The sequence below is a fragment of the Arminella tubonensis genome, from assembly GCF_003240585.1.
In the GTDB taxonomy this organism is placed as follows: domain Bacteria; phylum Pseudomonadota; class Alphaproteobacteria; order Rhizobiales; family Rhizobiaceae; genus Rhizobium; species Rhizobium tubonense.
The window spans coordinates 50,004-74,342 of sequence record NZ_PCDP01000029.1; the positions used below are offsets into that span (position 1 = coordinate 50,004).

A 24,339-nucleotide genomic window follows, 5' to 3' on the forward strand; every position below is an offset into this window, starting at 1 on the left:
TCGACAGAATACTGGAATTGGGTGACGCATGACGGCAGGCAACAAACCCCTTGGCGTTGCGATCATCGGCTGTGGGTTGATAGGCCAGAAGCGAGCAAAGGCCCTCGGGGCAGGCGGCCGATTGGTTGCCTGCGCCGATAAGGAATTGGTGCGCGCAGAAAGTCTCGCCAAAAGCGTGGGCGCTCAAGCGTTCGCCGACTGGCGCGAGGTCTTGTTGCTGGCGGACGTGGATCTCGTGATCGTTGCCACGTTGCACGATTCGCTTGCCGAGATCACACTTGCGTCAATCGTGGCGGGCAAGCACGTGCTCGTGGAAAAGCCGGCAGCTCGGACATCGGCCGAATTGGAACCCGTCATCGAGGCCGCGGCAAAGCATGGCGTCAAGGTGCATGTCGGCTTCAGCCATCGCTACCACCGCGCCTTGCAGAAGGCGAAAGGGATAGTCGATGCCGGCGAAGTCGGCGAGCTGATGTTCATCCGGGCCCGCTACGGACACGGGGGACGACCGGGCTATGATCGCGAGTGGCGCGCAGACCCCGAACTATCAGGGGGCGGCGAGTTGATAGACCAGGGACCTCACCTGATCGACTTGTCTCGCTGGTTTCTGGGCGAATTTTCCGAGATCCAGGGATTTGCCCACACCTATTTCTGGGACATGCCCGTCGACGACAACGGCTTCATGATCCTGAAAACGCCGAAGAAGATGGCGGCGTTCCTTCATGTGTCCTGCACCGAGTGGAAGAACACCTTCTCCATGGAAATCTATGGGAAAGTTGGCAAGCTGGAGATTTCTGGCCTCGGCGGAAGCTACGGGGTCGAGCGCCTTACGCACTACCGAATGCTGCCGGAAATGGGGCCGCCGGAAACTCTCGCGTGGGAATACCCGATGGCCGACAATTCATGGGCAGTCGAGATCGAAGAATTCTATGATGACATTAGGCTGGATAGGCCGACGTCAGCGGGACTGGTCGACGCTTCCGAAGCGCTGAAAATCATCGAAAAAATTTATCAGGAGTCTGGCTATGATCATAGCGCGTAGCCCCTTGCGCATCACGCTCGGAGGTGGAGGAACAGACCTCCCTTCCTACTACAGGGAGAATGAGGGTTTCCTCGTTTCCGCGGCGATAGACAAGTATGTCTACGTGACGGTCATGCGCCCCTTTACCGAGGGCATCTACCTGAAATACTCGCAGCTCGAGCATGTCGAAAAGATATCCGACGTAAAGCATCCAATCATCCGCGAATCCTTGCAGATGGTGGGCTTCAAGACACCCCAGGTCGAAATCACCACGCTGGCCGATATTCCGGCCGGCACCGGGCTTGGCTCCTCGGGCAGCTTCACGACGGCCCTTTTGAAGGCGCTCTATACCCATCGCAAGCGACATTTGCACCAGGAAGAGCTCGCAGAGCTTGCCTGCCATGTCGAAATCGATCGCCTCGGCGAGCCGATCGGCAAGCAGGACCAGTACATCGCCGCAGTCGGCGGGGTGACATGCTTTACGTTCCACAAGGACGATACGGTCACCGCCAAGCCGCTCGGCCTCTCGATGGATACGATGTTCGACCTTGAAGATAATCTGCTGCTGTTCTTTACGGGCTTTTCCCGCAGCGCCAGCGGTATCCTTAAGGACCAGCAGACGAAGTCGCAGCAGAATGACGTCGATATGCTGAAGAACCTGCACTACGTCAAAGACCTTGGATACCGAAGCCGCGACGCGTTGGAAACCGGCAACAGCGTTCTCTTTGGCGAACTCATGCATGAGCACTGGGAACACAAGAAGCGCAGATCCGGCGGCATGAGCAACGCGAAGATTGATGAGTGGTACGAACTTGGCATGAAGAGCGGCGCCGTTGGTGGCAAACTTGTCGGCGCAGGCGGAGGCGGGTTCTTGATGTTCATGGCCCATGATCGCAACAAGCTGCGGCACGCCATGGCACATGCCGGACTGGAAGAAGTGCGTTTTCGCTTTGATTTTGAAGGCACGAAAGTGGTTCTAACGTCATGACGCTGAGCGTTGCGATTTTGGCGGGGGGGCTTGCGACGCGATTGAGGCCGATCACGGAAACCATTCCGAAGGCATTGGTCGACGTATCAGGCGTTCCGTTCATCTGTCGCCAGCTGGACTATCTGCGCGAGCAGGGTGTGAAGAGGGTCGTGCTATGCACCGGCTATCTCGGCGAGATGATCGAGAATGTCGTCGGCGATGGCTCGGCTTTTGGCGTCGATGTCGTGTATTCGCCGGATGGTCCGACGCTTCTCGGAACAGGAGGCGCTGTCAAGCAGGCCTTGCCGCTGCTCGGCGAGGGCTTCTTTTTGCTTTATGGCGATTCCTACCTGCCGATCGACTTTTCGAGAGTCGAAGACGCATTCCTGGAAAGCGGAAAAGCCGGCCTTATGACGGTGCTGAACAACGGCGATAAATGGGACAAAAGCAATGTTCTGTTTCGAGATGGCCGCCTGGTTGAGTACAACAAGAAATCGCCGCGGCCGGAAATGAGATACATCGACTATGGCCTCGGTGTACTTAAGGCCAGCACATTTGCGAATTATAAAGCAGGCGAGATTTTCGATCTTGCGGACCTCTACCACAAACTGTCGGTCGAAGACGATCTTGCCGGCTACGAAGTTCACGAGCGCTTTTACGAAATCGGATCCCACAGCGGTCTGAAAGAAGCAGAAGCCTATTTCCATGAGAGAAAGCCATCATGACCTACTCGCTGCAGCACCTCAATGAAGCTTCCGAAATCATCGAGAAGCTGGATGTCAACGCAATTGAAGGCATGGCAGATCTGCTTGCCACGGTGAAAGCCGAAGGAGGGCGCATTTTCTTCCTCGGCGTCGGCGGCAGCGCCGGCAACGCTTCGCATGCGGTAAACGATTTTCGAAAGATCGTCGGTATCGAAAGCTATGCTCCGACGGATAATGTCTCGGAACTCACCGCCCGGACGAACGACGAAGGCTGGTCTACTGTCTTTGCTGAATGGCTGAAGATCAGCAAGCTGAACGCCAAGGATGTGCTGTTCATCCTCTCGGTCGGCGGCGGCAATCTTGAAAAGAACATCAGTCCCAACCTGGTGGAAGCCCTGAAGCTTGCAAAGTCAGTTGGTGCGAAGGTCACCGGGATCGTCGGACGCGATGGTGGGTACACAGCACAGGTGGCCGATGTCTGCGTCGTCGTACCGACCGTGAACACCGAGACGATTACGCCGCACTCTGAAGCGTTTCAGGCCGTCGTCTGGCACTTGCTCGTCTCGCATCCAAAACTGAAGGCCAACCAGACAAAGTGGGAATCGGCAGTCCGATAGATGTCCAAAGCTGTCTTTCTGGATCGTGATGGGGTCATCAATCGTGCCATTGTGCGCGACGGTAAGCCGTATCCGCCAGCCGATGTGAGCCAGACTGAGGTCTTGCCAGGCGTGGGCAGCGCTCTGCGAGACTTGAAGGCCGCCGGCTATCTGCTGATTGTCGTCACCAACCAGCCTGACGTGGCGCGGGGCACGACGGCCAGGGAGACGGTCGAGGAGATCAACGATTTCCTGAGGTCCCGTTTGCCGATCGACGAGTTTCGTACTTGCTACCACGACAGTGGCGATGGCTGCGATTGTCGTAAGCCTCTGCCCGGATCGATATTGTCCGCCGCAAAAAACTATGACGTCGACCTGAGTGCAAGCTTCATGGTCGGAGACCGTTGGCGAGATATCGAAGCCGGCCAGAATGCAGGCTGCCGGACTATCTTTATTGACTACAGCTACAACGAAAAACAACCTGAAACAGAAGTTCGCCGCGTGTCGTCGCTAAGAGAGGCCGCGGATGTTATCCTTGGAGAAAGAGCATGAAAAAAGTTGAAGACCTCAAGGTCCAGATCTTCGCTGACGGCGCCGACAAAGCTGGCATGCTGGAAATGTACGCCAAGCCCTACATCAAGGGTCTGACGACCAACCCGACCTTGATGAAAAAGGTCGGGATCACCGACTATCGTGCCTTCTGCAAGGACATCCTGACTTCGATCGCCGACAAGCCCTTGTCATTCGAAGTCTTCTCGGACGATTTCGACGAAATGGAAAAGCAGGCGCTCGAAATCGCCAGCTGGGGCGACAACGTCTATGTCAAGATCCCTGTCACGAACACCAAGCAGGAAACCTGCTACGCATTGGTCAGGAAGCTGGCCGCGAAAAAGGTGAAGCTCAATGTCACCGCGATCATGACCCTGGCACAGGTCCGCGATGTCGTTGCGGCACTTGATCCGAATGTCCCCAGTTATGTCTCAGTCTTCGCTGGCCGCATCGCAGACACTGGCCGCGACCCAATTCCGCTGATGATGGCTGCCGTCGAAATGCTGAAGATTGCGCCCGCTGCGGAACTGATCTGGGCAAGCCCGCGCGAGCTTTTGAATATTTTCCAGGCCGACGATATCGGCTGCCAGGTCATCACGGTGACCAACGACATACTGAAGAAGCTGTCTCTGGTTGGCTATGACCTCGACACGTATTCTCTGGATACGGTGAAGATGTTCTATAACGATGCGACGGCCGCGGGTTTTAAACTCTGAATATCGTTAGCGGCGTTCGTTGGCTTTCCTGAAATCTTGACGAAAATCTTATCCGGCGATTGCAAATCGACTATCGCAATCGCCGCGCTCTGCCTCGAGGAAAGAATTTAAAGACCGGCGGCTAGCTTGGCTACTAATGCCGGGGATTGACCCACCATCCGAATTTACTGCTGTTGATTGGATCCTGACCTGACAAGGAGGGAGGGAACAAAAGGCTCGCTAGAATTCCGCATGCCGCCTATGCCCTCGCATCTGGACAAGATCAAACCTGGGAGGTTCATAATGGTTTTCCGCGGTGAACGGTGCCAAGAATTTATCTTCGTCGCATAGGTCGCTTCGGACAAAAAACGCGTTGACACCAAAAATGTCGCAACCCACCAGGCTGTAATTGGCCTCGCGACCGATGCGCTCCAATGCCTTCAGGCTAGCACCAAAACGAGTCGTTCCATTCCATGAGCGTTCGGAGTCGTAGGGAACCTCATAGTCGACAGTTGGAGGGAAGTGAGCATTATATTCGATGCAAATTACCCTTGGCTTAAGGGTTTCAAGAGCTGACCATATATGCGAGGTGTTATAATCGATATCTAAAGAAACATAATCGGGAGTTTTCTCAATGGCGCCTTTTATAAGGCCGTCGACATTGTCTCGATCTACCTTCTGCTGGAGATATACAAGCCGTCCATCGCAGATGGCGGCGGCCATCACAGATCGTATGGAGGCGCCTTCGATCTCCCCGGCCTCAACCCACACGCCTGTCCAACCTAAATCGAGGAGTAGACGTGTAGTGTTTTCGACGCCGTCACCAGCGGCGATCTCAACAAATGTCCTTGTATCGGTACCGATCCGAGCGAATATTTCTGCGATGATACCGTCTTCGTTATTCTGACTGTAAACTTGTCCGTACGCCGCATTGACGCATCGCCGGTCACGGTAACGTGGATGTCGCTGTATCAACGAATCAAGCGCAAGCAGACTTGCTGCGCGGCTCTGATCGCTGATTATGACATTCTGCTCTATGAGGGTGCGAATCTCAGACCTTTGACACGATATTTCAATCTGGATATCGCTCAGGCGATCGGAGTTGCTGTCGAGGGACTTGAACATATTTTCCAAGTAATCAAAGAGCCGAAGGCAGGTATTGGACAGTGCTGAAAATGGGTTAATCATTGTAATCATGAGCCTCGTCTATTTTTTGAGATGCTCGGATAGCAGCTTTTTGTCCACGCAGAAAGTCACGACAGCAATGATTTGCCAAGATGATCGGCTTTGCCAATCGATAGCAGCCTAAGTGGTGCGCAATCTAATTTTGCCGGTAGCTGAAATTTGCCAGCGTAACCATCCTTGACAGCTTGCCACCCTGCATTCGCATGCGGCTCACTCATAGCCCATACCGTAACCGCCGATTGTTACCGCAGAGATTTCGCTTTGATACGAGCAACGAGCTGTTTGTCGTCGACGAAACTGTCGAGGAAGTCGTTCCATTCGTCGGGTGAGCGGCGAGCGTGGGAGAGCATCTGCTTCAGTTCTTCCATGCCATCGTCTGTGAGCGCAGTGACGGCCTCGTCGTCCGCGGTATAGACGCTAATGATGTTTCCGTACGACAGATTATCGTCGTTTGAGACGCAGAGCCCGCTCGGCGGAATTATTGTCAGGCAATCTCCAAGGGTACGATCCTGCTGGCGGACAAGGCCTACGACACCAACGCTATAAGAGCATTTGCAAAGCAAAAGCAGGCGTCGGCCAATATTCCTCCCAAGAACAATCGGAAGGGAAGCTTCCCTTTCAGCCAATGGGTCTTCCGACAGCGCATCTCGTCGAGCGTTTCTTCAGCAAACTCAAACAGCTCAGAGGTATCGCCACCCGCGACGACAAAGACCCGATGAAATTTCTCGCTGCCGTCAAATTGGCAGCAGCCAGAATTGGATGAGATCGTTATGAGTCTGCGGCCTAGTCTGAGTGGGCGCTTCACCACTCGTCGGCTAACTTGATCGCCATGGCATGCGGGACGCGGTGCTTGCATCTTCGCCGCCGCTCTAGCTCGCGCGTTACTGAGTACCCGCAACAACACTCGCGATAGTATGGATGGCCTCAATCGGGATGACAGTCATGACTGTGAGAATAGCAATCGCCAATCTTGCTACCCATGCACTCGATGATCCACTGGCCAGTACCGCCACAGCGAACGGGATAAGAACCTTGTGGCCTACCCCATAGCTGTTAATCGATATGAAAAGATAGGAAACTACAAAAAATCCCGCCGCTAGCGCTAGCCGACGAAAAAGAGGGAGCAGAAATCCTAACTCAGATCTTAAATTTCTCACATCGTCGTCAGGTATCATCTTGCTTTCGTCTTCATGATCGGTGAGTCAACTTAGAAGCGAATTTGCAAACGATCAACACAAATCAGCAACGACGTCCTTTCGAGGCGACTTTTCTTTGGAAGTTCAAAGGCTGTGTCGGCCCGCGGCCGGATCCTCTCAGTGCGCTACGTCGTGAGGTCGACTGACGCCAAAGGCAACATAGGAAGCGCCGGTCTCCAATCCGGACTAAGCGTCGTTTGCGGGCGCGCCTGGATTAAAGCGCATCGGCTTGCAGTGCGCGTAGATGCTCTCGACGGCGAACGGAATCGTATGCCAGGCGTCTTTAAGGATGGCCTCAGGCGGCTTTGGAAACGCCGTCGCGATCACGTCGCGGCCTCGGCATCCTAATTCTTCCGCCGCAAATCAACGACTGTCTTGTATCCGGGCAGCGCATCGCTATCTGTGACAAGGCAATCGGCAGCACCCGGCTGCTGCAGGACCGTGGTTTCTTCATTGAACGGTCTGATCGCTTGAAGTGTGCGCCAGCCTAGCGCCTCACCGGTCAAAGCAACCTGCACAAATGTATCAAGAAACGCGTTGCCGATGTTAAGATTGATGCCGTGACATGAGCGAAGCATTGTTTCCTTGCTGGAGATGCTCCAATCTGTCGCCGCTTTGTCTGGGAGATTGGGATAGGGCGGGGGGTAGGGAGAACCGCTTTCACTGGTTGCAGCAATCGGGCGCGCAATCCCGAAGCTCAGATATACGAGCGCTAGGAGTATAGCAGGCAGTTTCCAGAACCACTTCACCGGGAGCACGATAGGAAGTGCGGCGATGATAAAGAGTGCCGGAGCTGCCATCCCAAGCGCCTTTCCGGCGGTCCAGAACACTCCTTGGTATAGTGCGTAAAATGGAATGGCGAAGCAACTCGCTAGCCCAATGAGCAACGGTTTGTCGGTACTCGTTCTCGCGGAAACCCACGCCGATAACAGAAGGGCGGCCATATAAATGGCGGAAAGCGCCTTCAATAGGGTCCTGACGTTTATGTTCATGTTGGGCGTTGGCAACAAATAGAACAGGCCCAATTCGCCCATTGCAGGATCGATAATTGCTGACGCGTGTGCGTAATGTGTCAGCGGGGTGCCCTGATTGATCCTGGGCCAGTAATCGACGTCACGCCCGAAGAGCTGCTGATCAAAATATGCCGCCCAATCGATCCTCGATAATTGCGATGCGAAACCGAGCTGTGGCAATAGGAAGCCGATCGTACCCTTCCAATACAGGGATGCGACAAGAATCGCGGCGATGCATGGAATTGTTGCTCGAAACAGCGCGCGGATATCGCGCTTAGCCGCAAGGCTGGCAATCGCTGTAATAATGCCGCAAACCGCAACAATACTTGATATCTCTGGGTAGATAAACAGTATGCCCGAAAGGGATGCGCCAAGGCTTACCAGAAGCCACACTGACGCTCCCTTTGTAGACATTGCAAGATAGCCAAGTCCCATTGATATAAACGCCAGAGGCATCCCGGCGACTTGGCCCCAAGCATTAAGGTCAATGACATGTTGAAAGAGTGGCCCTAGCGCATAGATCGCACCCAGCACGACCGCCGCTGATAGCCGATTCGGTGCAACCTGAAGAACGAGGAACGCAACCGACAAAGACATAAGCACTTGGAGAGCCGCCATGTACGGATAATAGCCATCGATGGCGGTTTTGAAGAATGGCCAATAAAAGGCCGCGTGGACGATATTTACGCCTGGTCTAAGGTCAATGAACTTCGTCGCGAAACCTTGCATGTTGCCTGCAACGCCCCAATCGGAAGGAGGCGTTTTTATCATGCTATAGGTATATTCGTTAATCGCGGTGGAAAACTGAAGGTAATTGATCTGGTCGGACGGGTTAATCTGCACCGCATAGAACTGCTCGCCGCCCGTCCACTTCGGGAGAATCGCTAGAAACGCGACAAGGATCACGACAAGAAAAGGAAACAGAGGGCGGGCCCGGATGTCGGAAATCACCCTCCTCGCCGATAGAATAGCACCAGCCGTTGCAACGGCCAATATCGTGAATGTACATTGGTGAGAGGTCTCGCCATATCGGTAGGCCAAAGTCGATATTGTGGCTATAATCCCAAAGCCCACAACCGGCGCGGCAAGGTATGTTCCGCTGAATTTGCACCGGCTTGTAATCGCAATTCCGACGGCCGTGCATACGAGCAGAAAAACAACTAAAAAAATGACATCAAACATTGCGTACCTTCTCGTGCGAACTTGCGCTGACCGTTACTTGGGGTCGGCTGGCTGCAATAGGTGCTCAGAACTAGTTCCTGCAACCTCCTGGAAACATGAACCTTTTTTAAGACGGCGAGGGGTTTTGGGCTGCCGAGATCGCCCGTCTGCACGAAATTCTTCCTCGACATATCTTGTAGCGGTGCAGGAAGATTGGTCCGAACGTTGGGGCAGCTAAGGTCGGGTGTTACGCTACTCCTCGCGTTGATCTCACCAAGCATGACTGGCCAGTGCCGGCTCTGGAGGCACTGGTCAGCAATACAGGGGCGAAAATCGCTTTGCACATTTCGCGACCCCGAGCGCGCGAACACCCCCTTCGCTCCGCGCGGACTCCACCTCCAAGTATCCAAAGCCCGTCCGCAATGCTACGGTCCTAGCAAAGATCCAATACACTTCAATCAACCTCAAGTGATATAAGTCCCAAACCAAGCAATCTAGTGTCAGAGCTTTCGGAAACAGACGCTGGAGTAGTGGCATCCGGAAGCTCGATCCTAATATCGACCATATTGGCAGGAAGCCGTTGTCTCGGAATTTGCATGGACAAACTTATTGGGTCAGCGGCGCTAAGCGTGGCCTGAAAGAGGGGGGAGCCGCTAAGCGAAATGTCCACCCTTTGTCGATCCACTTTGCCAGCAGATAGGAAAGGCCGCACTTTCATTGTTAAACGCAGATCGTGGTCCGGAGGATTGCTAAGGTGAAATGCGAGCCGAACATTCCGATTTTCAGTCCAGGAACCCCATGGCTCGTTGTCGCTTACACCTTCTGTATATAAACAACTATCTGGCTTGCTGAATTGAACGAGATCGCCTGGCGCCATAGTCGGCAAGATATTTGTCGTCAGGAAGAACCCGCCTTTCAGTTCGATGTTTTTCGAACCGAGATAACAACTTTCTCGATCTCGCCTAAGGGCCAACGTACCCGGTCGAAGATCTTCTAATTTTGAGCCGGGTCCGTAATACGTCGCCCCGTGAAACTGAATGGACTTTGTCTTTATGTAATTAGTTGCAAGCATGCGGTCTGCGTATGCGGGCAAATCGATATAGACAGAATTGGAGGATGAAATCTCATCAATTCCACTTAGGCTTTCAAATGCCGAAGAGAACCGAACAAACTGCCACCTTGCCGCGACGTAAGAAAACTGCGCAACCACCCCAATCACGAGGACGACCTTCGCAGCGGCGAACATCTGCGCTTTGGACAATTTCTTCGCACCTATCAGAATTGCGGCGGGAACGCAAAATGAAAAAAGAACCGGATATGATCCTGCAAATTTCCACTGCTGGTATGAAGGCCCATAGAACAACGCGATTAAAATATATCCTGCAGAAAGAAACGCAAATAATCCCAGGCTAATACCCTGCGCTTGTTTGCTTCGCGAATTTTGACCCGAACGCGATATCCCGAGAAGGCCAACGCCAACAATTATAAATAGCCCTACCCATTCTATATAGGTCTGTGGACCAGGAGACCTGGGAGGCCAAGATTCGGGGTATCCTAACAAGGCCAGGGGACCAACGGGCTCAAGCGGCCATCCCGCTATATTTGGAACGGCGAGCTTTAGTGTCTTTATAACTGCAATTAGAAATCTCTCTGGGGCAAGAAAAAGTATTGAAACAGCAGCGGTAAGAGCAAAGGATAGTGTGCATTTCAACGCGATGGAAACAGTCAATCGGAGTCTAGATTTAGCTACGTTCGATTTAAGAGCGGTTATAGTAGCTGCAGAACAGGATAGGAGCGTAAGAATGATGAAATGTGGCAGAGCCATCACCGGGTAGATGAAAATCATGCATACAGTGTGAAGGCCCGTTACTGATGCCATAAAGGAAATATCCAAACGATCAGAGCGATGTACAAAATTATCGAGGATAAAAAAGACGGTCAATAGCAAAGCGGCGCACGCCATTACTTGAGATAAAAAGTAGTTAAGGCAAATATACTGAAATAAAATGTTGCAGAGCAAGAAGAATCCAAGAGATATACTTGTAATGCCGTCTAAATGAAATACTTTTCGGGACATCCCAAACACCGCGGTCGCGGCGCTTGCGCATGCGATCGCCATAGGTATCATCGTGGCGTGCACGGGGCTGTCGTTCAACATGAATGCCGAAAATGCGAGGAAGATAAAGGCGCCAAAGACATCGGATTTTGGAAAAACGTTAAAATCAATGTTACCGATTTTCTGGACAATTCGATCTCGGTTGAGAAGAAAATCTGCGCTTGCTACATAGCTGTGTATATCATTGTTATTTATAATCTGGATATTGAGATCTTCCTGCGCCACCGAATGGGAAACGTATAAAAGTACCGCAAACAAGTAAAAAGAAAATGCTAATAATACTTTCGCCTCGATGCGCGTTTGATTTAAAAATTCGGAAACATTTCGTAGTAATATATTTTTCCGGCCAACGAAAATACCAGCGAGAAATAGGGTAATAATAGCCAGTATTATTTGGAATAGTCCTCTCGCTGTTCCCCCAAGCTCAAAATTGTACCATGAGAGTACAAAAATTGCGATGAAACCGATCGCAAATTGCTCTACGATCGACAACGGCCGGACCTTAACTCCCGCTGCCTTCACGAGGGATGATGTCAGGGCGCCGAGGATGGATATTAGGAGAGAAATCGTGATTGCAGCGAGAGTCCAAGCGCCGGCTTTAAGAATGGTTGTAAGCACTTCGGGCATTCCTCGACTCCAAGAATCGGTAATTGTAAGGCAAAAGCGGAAAAGAAACACCAATTGGACATTAGTGTCTATCGGAGATTGTGGTGCTCGATAGTGCCATATCCCATCCGCGCAGGATCAAGAAGGGCCTAACGAACCAGCGACTTGAACCAGACCGCGTAGGGCTGTGCGAGCCACCACTTCAACGGCACCCTGCCGTAATGTTTTCGAACGGTCGCAATAGCCTCTCGGTAATGGCGCACTCGCTGGGTTTTCGTCTTTGTGCTTTCGTGGACGCGATTTACCGCGAGGTAATCATCCACGAAGCGAGGAGGCCCACATTCCTTATAGAGTCTCCACCACAGATCGTAATCCATCGTCATATGGAGGTTAGGATCGAGCCCGCCCACCTTCTGCCATGCAGCACGCTGAATGACCGTGGCAGGTTGCGAAATAATGCAACGCAACGCCAAGCGCCTTTCAGTGAATGGCTCTACCCATACGGGCCTCCGTGCTTGTGTCTTTTGAATAAAATTCCAGCAACGGCCATACGCCATAGCCGAACGCGGGCTCTGTTCGGCGGCTTGAACAAGCCTCGAAAGGCTTCCGGGCAAAAGCCAGTCATCACTGTTGAGCCAACAAACATATTTGGCGTGCCCAAGCGCAATGCCTTCGTTTATGGCCGCAGCCTGCCCGCCGTCAGGCTCGCTTCTATAGCCAGCGAGGCGGTGACGCCAGCTCTCGATGATCTCCATGGAGTTATCGGTCGAGCCGCCGTCCATCACAAAGACCTCGACCGAAACATCCTGTTCAAAGATTGAAGTCAATGCCTTCTCAAGATAGCGACCTTGGTTGAAGGATGGCACTGCGACCGTAACAAGGGGCTCAGTCAGCTTGGGCCTCGGAATTCTTTAACAGGAAGTCGGAATAGGCGAGCTTGATCCCATCGCGTAATTTTGTGCGTGCTTGCCATCCAAGCTTGCGCAAGCGTTCGACGTTCAAAAGTTTGCGTGGGGTGCCATCCGGTTTGGAGCTGTCGAATACTATCTTACCGTTGAAGCCCACCACGTCCATGACAGTTTCGGCTAGTTCTCGAATGGTAACATCTTGCCCCGTGCCGACGTTGAACAGGCCCTCCTCGATCTCCTCATGCTCCATCAGGAAGACGCAAGCGTCAGCCATGTCATCGACATAGAGGAATTCGCGCATCGGCTTGCCGGAACCCCATACTTCGTAGGTCGCATCGCCACGGATCTTAGCTTCATGCGCCTTGCGAATCAATGCGGGCAGCACGTGACTCTTGCTAAGGTCGTAATTGTCGTTGGGGCCGTATAGATTTGTCGGCATCGCGTTGAGATATTTCGTGCCGTACTGCCGGTTATAGCTCTCGCAAAGTTTGACGCCGGCAATTTTTGCAATAGCGTATGGTTCGTTCGTTTGTTCAAGCGGACCGGTCAGAAGATACTCTTCACTTATCGGCTGAGGACAATCACGTGGATAAATGCAGCTTGATCCGAGGAACAGCATCCGGTTTACGCCGGCTTGCCAGGCTGCATGGGTGATGTTCGCTTCGACCATCAGGTTTTGATAGAGAAATTCCGCCCGATAAACATCATTGGCGTGGATACCACCCACTTTGGCGGCCGCCATAAATATATAATCCGGGCGCTCGGCGGCCATAAACTCGGCGACCTTTGCTTGTTGCGTCAAATCAAGCTCAGTACGCGTGCGGGTAACAACGTTTGAATACCCACCCGTATCGAGACGACGCAAAATGGCGGATCCCACCATGCCGCGATGTCCTGCGACATAAATCTTGGCGTTCTTATTCATTTGTCTACTCGTGGTATTGGTAAGTATTGAAACCGTGCTTCTTCACGACTTCATCCCGCTCTGCCGCCTTCAGGTCTTCGCGCATCATCTCGGATACGAGTTCGGAGAAGGTGATTTTAGGCGTCCATCCGAGCTTTTCCTTCGCCTTGCTGGCGTCACCGAGCAATGTCTCGACCTCGGCAGGACGGAAATAGCGAGGGTCGACCGCAACAATGCATTTGCCTTTCGCATCGAACCCTTTTTCATCGACGCCTTTGCCAGTCCAGCGAATCTCGATCCCGATTTCCTTTGCCGCGGCATCCACAAATTCGCGGACGCTGTACTGAATGCCGGTGGCGATGACGAAGTCTTCCGGCTCCTGCTGCTGCAGCATCAACCACTGCATTTCGACATAGTCCTTGGCATGTCCCCAGTCGCGCTTCGCGTCCAGATTTCCAAGGTGCAAGCAATCCTGGAGGCCAAGTTTGATACGTGCGAGCGCTCGGGTAATCTTGCGCGTCACGAAGGTTTCGCCGCGTACCGGGCTTTCGTGATTGAACAGAATGCCATTGCAAGCGTAGATGCCATAGGCTTCACGATAGTTCACCGTGATCCAATAGGCATACAGCTTGGCAACTGCGTAAGGGCTCCGGGGGTAAAAAGGAGTTGTTTCCTTCTGTGGCGTCTCCTGCACGAGACCGTACAGTTCCGACGTGCTGGCCTGGTAGAAGCGCGTCTTTTTTTCCAGGCCGAGAATACGGATGGCCTCAAGAATCCGGAGCGCACCCAGTGCATCGGAATTGGCCGTGTATTCTGGCTCTTCAAAAGAAACGGCGACATGCGACTGAGCCGCAAGATTGTAAATCTCGTCAGGCTGAACCGCCTGAATGATGCGGATCAGGCTGGTGGAATCGGTCAGATCACCATGATGCAAAATAAATCGACGGTTGCTCTCATGCGGGTCTACGTAGAGATGGTCGATGCGATCGGTGTTAAATAAGGACGACCGACGCTTTATCCCATGAACCTCGTAGCCCTTGTTCAGCAAAAGCTCGGCGAGGTAGGAGCCATCCTGACCGGTGACACCAGTAATGAGTACTTTTTTCACGATTTTTATCTCTACCTAATTTACACGAAATGCTGCAGTCGACGTATTTGAGCCTTGACCATACGCCCTACCATCTCTTCGAAGCCGACACTAGGCTGCCATCCCAGCACATCTCTAGCCTTGGTTGGATCGGCAACCGTCTTTCTTGGCTCCAGCGGCCTGACAAGCACGGGATCGCTGAATACACATTTTTTCCAGTCTCGGCCAACGCTTTGATAGGCTACCTCACATAAATCCTGAAGAGTATGCGACAGTCCCGTTCCGATAATGAAGTCTGTTGGCTGGTCCTGTTGCAAAATCATCCACATTGCGCGGACAAAATCCGGCGCATAACCCCAGTCGCGCGACACTTGCAGATTTCCCAGTGCCAGCTTGCCATCCTCGACGATGGGCCGGCCCCGCTCGTTGCGATCCGGAGAATTGGTAATTTCCAGCGCCTGACACGCTGCCCCGTACGCGACCTTCTGTGGCAGGAAATGCAGGGGCCGCCGCTCGCTTTCGTGATTGAAGAGGATGCCGCTGGCAATATACATATTGTAACTGTCGCGGTAGATGCCTGCCATCTGATGAGCATAGACCTTGGCAGCGGCGTAGGGGTTCACGGGATTGAAGGGCGTGTGCTCGTCCTGGCGCTCCACATGGGTCTGGCCAAACATTTCAGACGAAGAAGCATGATATATCCGCGCGAGGGGGCAGTTATGCCGAACCGCCTCGAAGAGCCTTACTGCCGCCAATCCATTGACCAGCAGCGTTTCCGGCGCCCGAGACCAGGATTCTCCGGGGCGCGACTGGGAGGCGAGATTGTAGATCTCGTCGGGCTTTGCGTCCTGCACGGCCGTCGCGAGGTCGATCCCTTCAGAAACATCTCCAAACAGAATCTCGATTTTGCCGGTGAGATGACTGGCGCAATTCGCCCTGTACCAGCTTTCCTGCCGTGCCAAACCGAAGACCTTGTAGCCTTTTTCGAGCAGGAGCTCAGCCAGATAGGAACCGTCCTGGCCTGTCACGCCTGTGATCAATGCGCGTTTGGCCGGTGCGTCCGTATCACTTTCCATCTCGACGGGCTTGCTCAACTGAAGCCTCTGCGAAGGGTTGATGATCTGCGCCACGCCTTCCTGAGGACGGTACCTATAGCCGGTGATCGACGATCGACGACGCTGAAGACGGTGCGGGCAACACTTCTTATATTATGACGCTTACGCCTGATGCGAACAAGCTGGCTGGAGAAATGGAACATCGCTGGCAATCTATACGCACGAGGCAGTATGCGTCGGAAAGTTGCCCCACCTGCCCATGATTCATAAAGACGATAGGACCAGAGGCCATTGTAGTAGCTGTAGCTGACATAGCCGCCATGCTCTTCGCAGATATCGAATACCTCTTCAAAGATCTTGCCACGCATAGCCAATGTCTTGGCATCTTTGTGCAAACGCGACTGTGCCAGTTTTTCAGAGGTGTGGCGAATGATGCCGCCGCCCGAAGCGATCCTCAGCCAGTAATCGTAGTCCATAGCGGTCTGCAGCTCAGCGTTGAATGGGCCGGTTCGCTCGGCAATGCGACGTCTCCAGAACGCAGCCGGCTGGCAGACGCAGCAATCCTGCATCAGGCGTTCGAACGTGAACTCTGCTGTCGTATAGAGACCCGTTATGTTGCCATCCTCATCAATATAGTCTGCGTTGCCATAGATCATGTCGCACTCGGGATGATCGTTGAAATAGGCGACCGCCTTTTCGAGAGCGCCCGGCAACAGGATGTCGTCGGAATTGAGATAGGCGAGAATATCCCCGCCAACCTTCTGCATGCCTTTGTTAATGGCGTCGGCTTGCCCCTTATCTGGCTCCGAAATCCACCTTATCTTATCGCCGTAACTCTTGAGAATTTCGACGGTTTCATCGGTCGAAGCGCCGTCCATCACGACAAGTTCGACATTCTCATAGCTCTGCGACAAAACGCTGTCGATCGAAGCCCGGATGAAGTGGGCATGATTACGGGTTGGCATCACGATGCTCAGGAGCGGCCGCCGTTTCTCTCGCGTTGGAGCATGCGCCACTCGATTCAGCGCGGCCCGCAGGCTGTGAGCAGGTGTTGCCCAATTGTATGCCGCGAGACGTTTCGCTGCCTTTGCGGAGAGGCACTCCCGCAACCCCTCTTCGTTGACAATCCTAGACATGAGCTGTGTCATCGCGCGGACGTCGGTCGGATCGCAGGACAGCACCGCATCTCCACCTACCTCGGGCAATGAGGCTGCATTGCTACAAAGAACAGGCGTGCCATGATTGAATGCTTCCAGCAATGGCATGCCGAAGCCCTCGAAAAGCGAGAAATAGACCAAGGCGACGGCCTCTCGGAAGAGTGCCGCCACTTGCTCGTGCGGAACAAAGCCAAGGTGTACGATGGGAAGATCTTCGAAGCCCTTGATAGCATCGATAAACCCATCCGGACTGCCCGTCAGGACCAGGCCTGTGTTCGGCGGTAATAGCGGTTGCACATCGCGAAAGGCTTCAAATAGCCGGTGGTGGTTCTTGTGCAGCCAGATATTTGCCGGCATGTAGAAGAACCGGTCAAAGGCGCGCGCCTTCTCGGGCAGGGCGCCGTCGGCGGGCTCAGCGCGAAGTTCTTCCGGCAACGCCGCCGGCATCAGGAATACATCGTCGGTGATCGTCCAGCCATTTTTCACCAATGTGGCGCGCGAGTGGTCCGTCATCGTCGCAATTGCACCGCCACAGGACAAGGCATAGGCAAAAGCGCGCCGCCTAGCTGCAAGCACATCCTTGGCGAAGAACTCTGGAAAAAATTCGTGTTGAATGTCCGGGATGACGAAAATCTGGCGTTCAAATGGAATATTCGGATGGTGCTCCTGCGGATAAGTGCGAATGATGGCCCGCACGTGCAGATACTCGCAATGGCGAGCCATCTCGCTGTAAAAAGCTACGGGGTGCTCGGCGAGCGGGACGAACTCTACATTCTCCCCCTCAAACAGGAGAGGAGGTGGCCCCGGCCGATGGAAGAGCACCACTCGATCCATTGGGTAAAGCCGGACCATCTCGCGAAGGACGCCTTTTACCCATGGCACGATGCCACCGGACGTCCCGGCGTTCAGAGGGAAGAGATCGACGCCGATCACCAGTCGTTCGATTTCCCCGGGATGCCTCGCGATATCGTTGGCATTCTCGACCAGCCGCTCTATCCCGGATTGTAACGGTTGAGGGCGCTCAGCAAACGAGACAATTTCTATGTCACCTTCCTTGATGGGGAGCGGATTTAGTTTTGGCTGATGGGAAGTGGTTGGTCGATCCGCTCCGACTAGTCGAACTATCTTGCGAAGGACACGCTTCACCCGTCGCGTTAAACTATCGGAAGCCCCGGAGTATCTCGGGAAAAGATCACCGAGGATCGCCGGTCGCTCCGGTTCCGCGGAGCGGCTCGTGGGCATCCCCATGGTATTCACACTTAGTCGTTGCATATCAGATTGGACGGCACACCAAAACTCGTGAAGCGCGCTTTGGACATCGCCTTTGAACAGGGAAGGATCCGATTTCATCGCGTTCACTAGCGTGTCCAGCCAATAAGACACTGCACCATGGGTCGTCGCCTTACCGCTATAGCGCTCTGCCATTAGGCGCAATTCCTCGGCCCGACGAAAACCTCCGTTCGCCGTCAACGTTGCGCCCCATTCGCGGGACGCCGCTAACGGCACATCGATAGTCGCGGGCGGAGCTAATTCCGCAAGGCGAATCCAGAGCTCCCAATCGAAACTCCAGCGCAAATCGATGTTTAACCCGCCCGCCTCCTTCAGAACTTTCGGGTTCATGAAAGTCGCAGGCTGCAGGATATAATCCAGCCCCTCAATCAATGCATCACGATTGTAGATTATTGGGCCGGGATTGAAGACTGCTTTTGTCTTACCGGCCTCATCCACGCGAAGGCCGTTGCCGAACCAGAAGCTCGCGTCGGGTTTCTCCCGCCACTTGGCGGCCAGTTCCTCAAACGCGCCAGGTAGGTAGAAATCGTCCGCATTCAGCCACGCTACGATATCACCAGTGCACTTTGCCAAGCCTTTGTTGATGGCGTGGGCGGCACCACTATCGCGTTCGCTCACGAAACTTGTCAACTGATCGTTACGCTTCAAAATCTCCAAAGAGTCATCGGTCGATCCGCCATCGATGACAAAATGCTCAAGGTTTCCCCAATTCTGGGCAGCGACCGAGTCAAGGCACTGTTGCAGAAAGCGTCCTTGGTTCAGCGACGGGGTAACGATCGAGATTTTTGGTGGCTGGCTGGAAGACTGCATGATCAACTATTTATTTCCCGCACAGAGGCTTGCAATTCACGGATCATCCTGGTCAGCGTATTAATTTGCTCCAGCCTGTCAGCTCTATCGGCATCGATGATCTTAATCTGCTCGCTCAATGTGTTGATTTGATCGAGCCGCTCGGCGCGATCGGCGTCTATCACCTTGATGCGGCTGTCCAGATCAAGCATCGCCTGAACAAATCGGCCAGTCGGTCTTGATGCAAGTGCATCTTGCCCGCTATCATCGGAAAGTGCCTCTATTGGCTGTCTTCCGACGAGGAAAAACATATCATACTGATAGAATACAGGGGGCTCGAACACTAGATTGTCTGCACCTAAGCGATTGAAAAGACGCTTTACTGACGATTTCGTAAAGAGATATACATGCTCGTCAGGCTGAAGCATTTTAAGGAAGGCACCTTGCGAAGCAGTCAGCTCTTCGAATGTCATTTCCTCTTTGAACTCCGGTGTTTGAATAATGAGCATACCTTCAGGCTTCAACAGGCCCAATGCGTGTCTCATGGTCCCTTCCGGATCGGGCAAATGTTCAAGCACATCCATCAAAACAACGAGATCAAAACTTCCCGGGATAAGGTTCAGATTTTCCGCGGGGCCGAGTGCTATCGGAACATCGAATGTCTTTTGTCCGAATTCCACGACCCAAGGGCTCAACTCCACTCCAGACGCATCATAACCCGCCTGGCGCATCAATCCCACGAAACTCCCGTGCGAACAGCCTAGTTCAAGCACATTTGCGGGCGGCACCTGGTACCTGAGGAGCGTTCTTAACCAGTGCAGATTTCGATCCGTCAGATCACTGCGGGCACGACCGAAGATATTCGCAAAGCCTAAATCTTCGCTTTGGTGCTCAAGCCAGTATTGCTTTCCATAGAAATCCTTATCGTCGTCTGAAACCTGAAGTTCCTTGTCCGACAAGCCACCCACCGAGACGAGTGTGCCGCACTCTTCACATCTTCCATATTCAGCATTGAACGGCAGAAGCTCGTTATTGCCGCACCAGCAAATTCGCTTATACATTACTTGGTTTTCCTAGCACTGAATACTGTCTCACTCCCGTCAGTCCGTCGTACCGCGGAACACCGCTGGGAAGTTAATGTTAAGTGAAAGAGTGGAAACTTTATGTCGCCAATGTCCCTTCACGGTTCACATCCTTTGGGCCAATCTGCGTTGTTGTATCCATCGCAGTGGCACAGCGCTTTCCCAAGGCGCAAATCTTGTTATCCGCCCGATCACTCTGTGGCAACGGCGTCAAAGGCATATTCGAACGCTCCAGGTAGATCAGCCACACCATGATGAGTGAGAGGTGCGCCATCGTGCACACGGCGCCAGCCGACCGCTATGACGCCGGCCTTAGGCAAATGGCAAACGCGGGATATGTGAGAAAAAATCCTCTCATGATTGAAGTTTGCCATCTCATGATATGTTTTCGCATCAATTGTGGCTAGGCCTAGCTCAAAGCTGTATTCTCCAAGTTCAAGCTTCAGCTCGACGCTCTGGCGGCAGCGAACGAGCGTGCCGGCCGGCAGATGTTGCGGCGTTTTGGTGCTGTATTCGAGTGATCCTTTACCGTGCACGTTGATCCCTCTTTCGTTCTGCAGAACCACACCGGCAAGCGGAATTGCGATCGGATCCGACAAAAGGAACTCGTAACAGAAAACCGCGGTTTCGCCCTGGGCGAAGCTGGCGCAGCGATTTCCTGATGTGTCAAAAACCCCATAGCGGGTGCATCGTGCCGAGCCATTGCCAACTTGGTTGACCGACTCCGCATTGACGAACGCGGTATCCTCTGGCCAGAAATCCGCTCGGGTCGCACTTGGCAAAGTGACAGGGCGTGTAATAGATGCGTCAACCGGCGCTGCGCCGATGCGTTCTGCCAACTTGGGCTGATGCAACTGATAATAGCGCTTGGCCGCTTCCGTCGATTCTCCGACGAACAACGCTTCGCCATGATCGAGCAAAATCGCCCGATCGCAGAATTGCTCGATGTCGGTCATGGCGTGCGAAACAAGCAGTATAGCCGCACCTGAATCTCGCAGGGCTTCGAGCCGCGCATAACATTTCTGCCGGAAAAACACGTCTCCAACCGCGAGCGCCTCATCGATGATGACGATGGATGCATCGATGTGTGCCTGGACCGCGAATGCCAGTCGCACAAACATGCCGCTCGAATAACTCTTCACTGGCTGCTCGATAAAATCCCCGATATCGGCAAACTCGACGATACGGTCGTAGCGCTCTTCGATCTGCCGCTGGCTGAGGCCAAGAATTCGCGCATTGAGAAAGACGTTATCGCGGCCGCTGAACTCGGGATTGAACCCACTTCCGAGTTCGAGCAACGCAGCAATTCGGCCATCGACTTTAACGTCTCCGGAGGTCGGTGACAGCGTACCCGCCAGTATTTGCAGCAGCGTACTTTTGCCACTCCCGTTGCGGCCGATTATGCCAAGCGTCTCACCGGGCTTCACCTGGAACGAGATATCGCGCAATGCCCAGAATTCGCGATGGTAAGTCGGCGGATTTTCCGGTTTTGCCAATTTCAATCGACCGGCCAAACCGTGGAGACGGGGAATGACCAGTTGCCTCAGACGATCACGCGGATGATCGTAGATATCGTAACGCTTGCTGAGATTCTTAACATCGATGACGGCTTTGTCAGAGTACATCGGCAAAGCCTTTCCTTGTCTTCTGAAACCAAGCGAATCCCAGGTAAAAGACCACCACGCCAATAACAAGGCTGACGGCCCACGCCGTCCAGTCAATCGGGTCACCCCATAACAATGCCGCGCGAAGCTGCATGATGGGCAACGTAATCGGATTCCAGACCAGCATCGCTTGGTAAAGCGGTGGCAAGGATTCAATTGGATAAAATACCGGTGCCAAAAACAACATGATCGTTGTTACCATTACGATCACCTGTGCAAAATCCCGAAGGAAAACTCCCAATGATGACAAAAGCCAACTTAGACCGAGTGCAATTAGAAGCATCGGCAACAATATAATAGGAATGAGCAAGCCACCCGTATGCAGCGCTGCACCAGAAAGCATGCAGAATATTATCAGGACGAGCAGGCTGACCAGGAAATGGCCAAGCGCGGAACCCAGCGCCATCAGGGGGAGTATCTCCAGAGGGAATACCACCTTGGTAACGTAGTTTGGGTGGCTGACAATCAACGTCGGCGCCCGATTAAGACATTCCGCAAAAAGGGCGTGAACGATTAGCCCTGAGAAGAGCACGATAGCAAATCCGACCTTGCTCTCGTTGGCAATTCCCCAGCGCGCTTTGAAAGCCACACTGAAGACGAATGTGTAGATGGCCAACATCAAAAGGGGATTGAGAAGTGACCATGCGACGCCAAGGAAGGAGCCTTTGTATCGGCCGATGAAATCGCGCTTGATCAGTTCCCAAAGAAGCTCGCGGTGGCGCACCAGTGTTGAAAGCATGCCCGCCGGCTTTATGCTATGTTGGTTGATCATTCAAACGCGCCTATGCATTTTCGAAGTGATGAAGTTTTCCACGCACAGGCAACTATCAATTTGCGTTTCCTAAACATCTGATGATGCATGGCCTCAGCATTGTTGGTGTTCGCAATAGCCAGCGCGCCAGCCTTTAAACAGCTATTTGGCTCGAAATCAATTCTTTGGGAGCGGGAACTTGACTTTATTCCTTTGAGATCATGTGAGAATCCTGAGTCTCTTGGCGAGCCAATCTTCGGACTTCCCCTAGCGGCGAACCAACTCACCGAAATTCCGGATACTTTTTCAACACTTTGACTAAGTTTCAATGGCTGCAACGCCTTTTTAACGCTGTCGATTTGTGGCAATCGGCGGACAGCCAGGACATCGGTTGGGGACCCTTGTTTGATAACTAAGTTCTTCCGCTTCACATCAACTTCGGAGATTCGTCACTTCGGAGTAGCACCCGCCAGGGGATAGATTATACCCAATTGAATAGAGGGGACTGGTAAGGGCTGTCGCAGCGACCACCTCACGCTATGTGCTCTGCAAGCACCGCGCAGGCTAGTTCGGCGGCACTTGCCGCCCCGAGAGTCGTCAAATTGCGGTCGTCGGCGAACGCCGTAGTAATCGAATAGCATGCCGACCAGAATCGCCATCTGAAACTCCGCCGCGACTCCGAATGGCTTTTCCTTAAATCCGGCGAAGGTGTTCTGAAAGATTGGTCGGACCGGTGCCCGTGGGGCCACTCAAGGCCGCCAAAGGCCATTGGACGCTACTTCAGCGGGTCGCCGCAGATTTCCTGGACGAGTTGTTGAAGAATCGTGACCCGTTCGATCAACCATTCAAGTTCTTGGATCGTGATTGTGTACTTGGAGGAATAGCGCGCCTCGACGTAGGCGCGCGATAGCAACTCAAATCGGCGGCGATCAATTCGGGTGTCGCGCGGCCAAGCGGCAATCAGTCCGGAATCGATGTCCTCCGCCCTGGATCGAAGCATCTTAAGGCGGTGCGATTTGGGACTGTAAAGCGTAATGGTTAATAAGAAACAGTGGTAAGACCGTTCGGTCGCTTGGTGGAGATTAAACGCAGCGTGGCTGAACATTCCATCGGCAACAGCGGTTTCCGCTTGCTTCATACAATATGACGCATCTTCAAACCATTTTGAAAAATTGGCTTGCGCCTCCGTTCTGGCTTCCTCCGGCGTCAGCGGTTTCGGCTCGGCAAGCGGATGCCCCGGTGCCTCATAGAGGATGTTGCCATCGCGGGCGATGTCGCTGAAGAACGGCCGGCCGCGTGCCAATTGATCGTTGACGTCCGCGAGGCTGTGAACGATCGGGACGACGGGCGTGCGGATATGATGGGCGATCTGCGCCTGGATGAGACGCTCGTCGAGAGCAAGCCAAAGATCTTCTTCCTGGGCAAAGCTTTCACGATTGACGACGATCAGAAGATCATAGTCGGAACGGTAGCCGCTGGCGCGATCCTCGACCCAATCGCCGCGGGCATAGGAGCCGTAAAGAATGACCTTCAGGACCTTGCCGCCAGTTTTGCGATCGGACTGCTTGTGCGCCTGGAAGGTCTGTACCTCGTCGAACAGGATCTCCAGCACGCGGGCAAGCTCACGTCTCTTGTTGGCGGGTAGATGGTCGAGCGCATCGGTCAATGTCAAAGCCGCATCAAAGTCTTCATTGGGAATCGTATCCATCTTAGCGGCTCACTGTTGACAAAGGACATAATCTTTTTACGTGCATTTATCAGGAAAGGCAACCACGATTAAGTAATCGTCACGCTGGCTGCCGCACAAAGGCATCAATGTCCAGTCAGCGCGACGACAGATACGACG

General features: G+C 53.3%; 19 protein-coding genes and 3 pseudogenes. 7 read left to right on the top strand and 15 right to left on the bottom strand.

What is annotated here, in order from left to right; all coding sequences use genetic code 11:
- The first annotated feature begins 28 nt into the window (after window positions 1–28).
- The 6 genes from CPY51_RS09210 to CPY51_RS09235 are packed head-to-tail and all read left to right on the top strand — an operon-like array spanning window position 29 to window position 4,550.
- Window positions 29–1,039 carry a Gfo/Idh/MocA family protein gene (locus tag CPY51_RS09210; protein WP_111159952.1) on the top strand — a complete coding sequence of 337 codons (1,011 nt, stop codon included), beginning with the start codon at window positions 29–31 and terminating at the stop codon, window positions 1,037–1,039.
- Window positions 1,023–2,006, top strand: a complete 984-nt coding sequence (locus CPY51_RS09215) for a GHMP family kinase ATP-binding protein (RefSeq protein ID WP_111159953.1) — start codon at window positions 1,023–1,025, stop codon at window positions 2,004–2,006. The genes CPY51_RS09210 and CPY51_RS09215 overlap by 17 nt, the downstream gene beginning before the upstream one ends.
- Window positions 2,003–2,710 (top strand): nucleotidyltransferase family protein, encoded by a 708-nt coding sequence (locus CPY51_RS09220; RefSeq protein ID WP_111159954.1) that lies wholly within the window; start codon window positions 2,003–2,005, stop codon window positions 2,708–2,710. Before CPY51_RS09215 ends, CPY51_RS09220 begins: the two co-directional genes overlap by 4 nt.
- On the top strand, window positions 2,707–3,306 hold the full coding sequence (locus tag CPY51_RS09225; RefSeq protein ID WP_111159955.1) for an SIS domain-containing protein: 600 nt from the start codon (window positions 2,707–2,709) through the stop codon (window positions 3,304–3,306). The genes CPY51_RS09220 and CPY51_RS09225 overlap by 4 nt, the downstream gene beginning before the upstream one ends.
- Complete coding sequence (locus tag CPY51_RS09230; protein WP_111159956.1) at window positions 3,307–3,837, top strand: D-glycero-alpha-D-manno-heptose-1,7-bisphosphate 7-phosphatase; 531 nt, start codon at window positions 3,307–3,309, stop codon at window positions 3,835–3,837.
- Window positions 3,834–4,550 carry a transaldolase gene (locus CPY51_RS09235; protein WP_111159957.1) on the top strand — a complete coding sequence of 239 codons (717 nt, stop codon included), beginning with the start codon at window positions 3,834–3,836 and terminating at the stop codon, window positions 4,548–4,550. The genes CPY51_RS09230 and CPY51_RS09235 overlap by 4 nt, the downstream gene beginning before the upstream one ends.
- Window positions 4,551–4,769: 219 nt before the next feature.
- Here the strand turns inward: CPY51_RS09235 and CPY51_RS09240 are convergent, their stop codons facing one another.
- Both CPY51_RS09240 and CPY51_RS09245 read right to left on the bottom strand, forming a co-directional pair.
- On the bottom strand, window positions 4,770–5,726 hold the full coding sequence (locus CPY51_RS09240; RefSeq protein ID WP_146260106.1) for a hypothetical protein: 957 nt from the start codon (window positions 5,724–5,726) through the stop codon (window positions 4,770–4,772).
- Between the two features lie 230 nt (window positions 5,727–5,956).
- A pseudogene (locus tag CPY51_RS09245) lies at window positions 5,957–6,172 on the bottom strand (hypothetical protein); the annotation flags it as partial.
- A gap of 33 nt (window positions 6,173–6,205) precedes the next feature.
- Between CPY51_RS09245 and CPY51_RS09250 the strand changes: the two are divergent.
- Window positions 6,206–6,477: pseudogene (locus tag CPY51_RS09250) on the top strand (IS5/IS1182 family transposase); the annotation flags it as partial.
- Window positions 6,478–7,096: 619 nt separating this feature from the next.
- Here CPY51_RS09250 and CPY51_RS32805 read toward each other — a convergent pair.
- From CPY51_RS32805 to CPY51_RS09315, 13 genes and pseudogenes are all read right to left on the bottom strand, one after another.
- Window positions 7,097–7,222: pseudogene (locus CPY51_RS32805) on the bottom strand (YecA family protein); the annotation flags it as partial.
- A gap of 32 nt (window positions 7,223–7,254) precedes the next feature.
- Entirely contained in the window at window positions 7,255–9,105 is a 1,851-nt protein-coding gene (locus CPY51_RS09265) for a hypothetical protein (RefSeq protein ID WP_111159960.1), read from the bottom strand.
- Window positions 9,106–9,538: 433 nt separating this feature from the next.
- Entirely contained in the window at window positions 9,539–11,827 is a 2,289-nt protein-coding gene (locus CPY51_RS09270; protein WP_111159961.1) for a DUF7024 domain-containing protein, read from the bottom strand.
- Window positions 11,828–11,955: 128 nt separating this feature from the next.
- Window positions 11,956–12,714: a glycosyltransferase family 2 protein gene (locus tag CPY51_RS09275; protein WP_476705523.1), complete on the bottom strand. Its 759-nt coding sequence runs from the start codon at window positions 12,712–12,714 to the stop codon at window positions 11,956–11,958.
- Window positions 12,692–13,639: a GDP-L-fucose synthase gene (gene fcl, locus CPY51_RS09280; RefSeq protein WP_111159963.1), complete on the bottom strand. Its 948-nt coding sequence runs from the start codon at window positions 13,637–13,639 to the stop codon at window positions 12,692–12,694. The genes CPY51_RS09275 and fcl overlap by 23 nt, the downstream gene beginning before the upstream one ends.
- 4 nt (window positions 13,640–13,643) lie before the next feature.
- Window positions 13,644–14,726: a GDP-mannose 4,6-dehydratase gene (gene gmd, locus CPY51_RS09285; protein WP_195909485.1), complete on the bottom strand. Its 1,083-nt coding sequence runs from the start codon at window positions 14,724–14,726 to the stop codon at window positions 13,644–13,646.
- A 20-nt stretch (window positions 14,727–14,746) separates the two neighbouring features.
- Window positions 14,747–15,835 (bottom strand): GDP-mannose 4,6-dehydratase, encoded by a 1,089-nt coding sequence (locus CPY51_RS09290; RefSeq protein ID WP_206607243.1) that lies wholly within the window; start codon window positions 15,833–15,835, stop codon window positions 14,747–14,749.
- Window positions 15,796–19,017, bottom strand: a complete 3,222-nt coding sequence (locus tag CPY51_RS09295; protein ID WP_111159965.1) for a glycosyltransferase — start codon at window positions 19,015–19,017, stop codon at window positions 15,796–15,798. The genes CPY51_RS09290 and CPY51_RS09295 overlap by 40 nt, the downstream gene beginning before the upstream one ends.
- Window positions 19,018–19,019: 2 nt before the next feature.
- Window positions 19,020–20,057: a class I SAM-dependent methyltransferase gene (locus tag CPY51_RS09300; RefSeq protein ID WP_111159966.1), complete on the bottom strand. Its 1,038-nt coding sequence runs from the start codon at window positions 20,055–20,057 to the stop codon at window positions 19,020–19,022.
- A 212-nt stretch (window positions 20,058–20,269) separates the two neighbouring features.
- Window positions 20,270–21,772 (bottom strand): ABC transporter ATP-binding protein, encoded by a 1,503-nt coding sequence (locus CPY51_RS09305; protein WP_206607244.1) that lies wholly within the window; start codon window positions 21,770–21,772, stop codon window positions 20,270–20,272.
- The gene (locus CPY51_RS09310) at window positions 21,693–22,514 is read right to left on the bottom strand and encodes an ABC transporter permease (RefSeq protein ID WP_244598547.1); all 822 of its coding nucleotides are present in this window, start codon (window positions 22,512–22,514) and stop codon (window positions 21,693–21,695) included. The genes CPY51_RS09305 and CPY51_RS09310 overlap by 80 nt, the downstream gene beginning before the upstream one ends.
- Complete coding sequence (locus CPY51_RS32265; RefSeq protein WP_146260108.1) at window positions 22,511–22,924, bottom strand: hypothetical protein; 414 nt, start codon at window positions 22,922–22,924, stop codon at window positions 22,511–22,513. The genes CPY51_RS09310 and CPY51_RS32265 overlap by 4 nt, the downstream gene beginning before the upstream one ends.
- A 344-nt stretch (window positions 22,925–23,268) precedes the next feature.
- Window positions 23,269–24,201, bottom strand: coding sequence for a HEPN domain-containing protein (locus CPY51_RS09315; protein WP_111159968.1), 933 nt, complete (start codon window positions 24,199–24,201; stop codon window positions 23,269–23,271).
- Window positions 24,202–24,339: the final 138 nt, after the last annotated feature.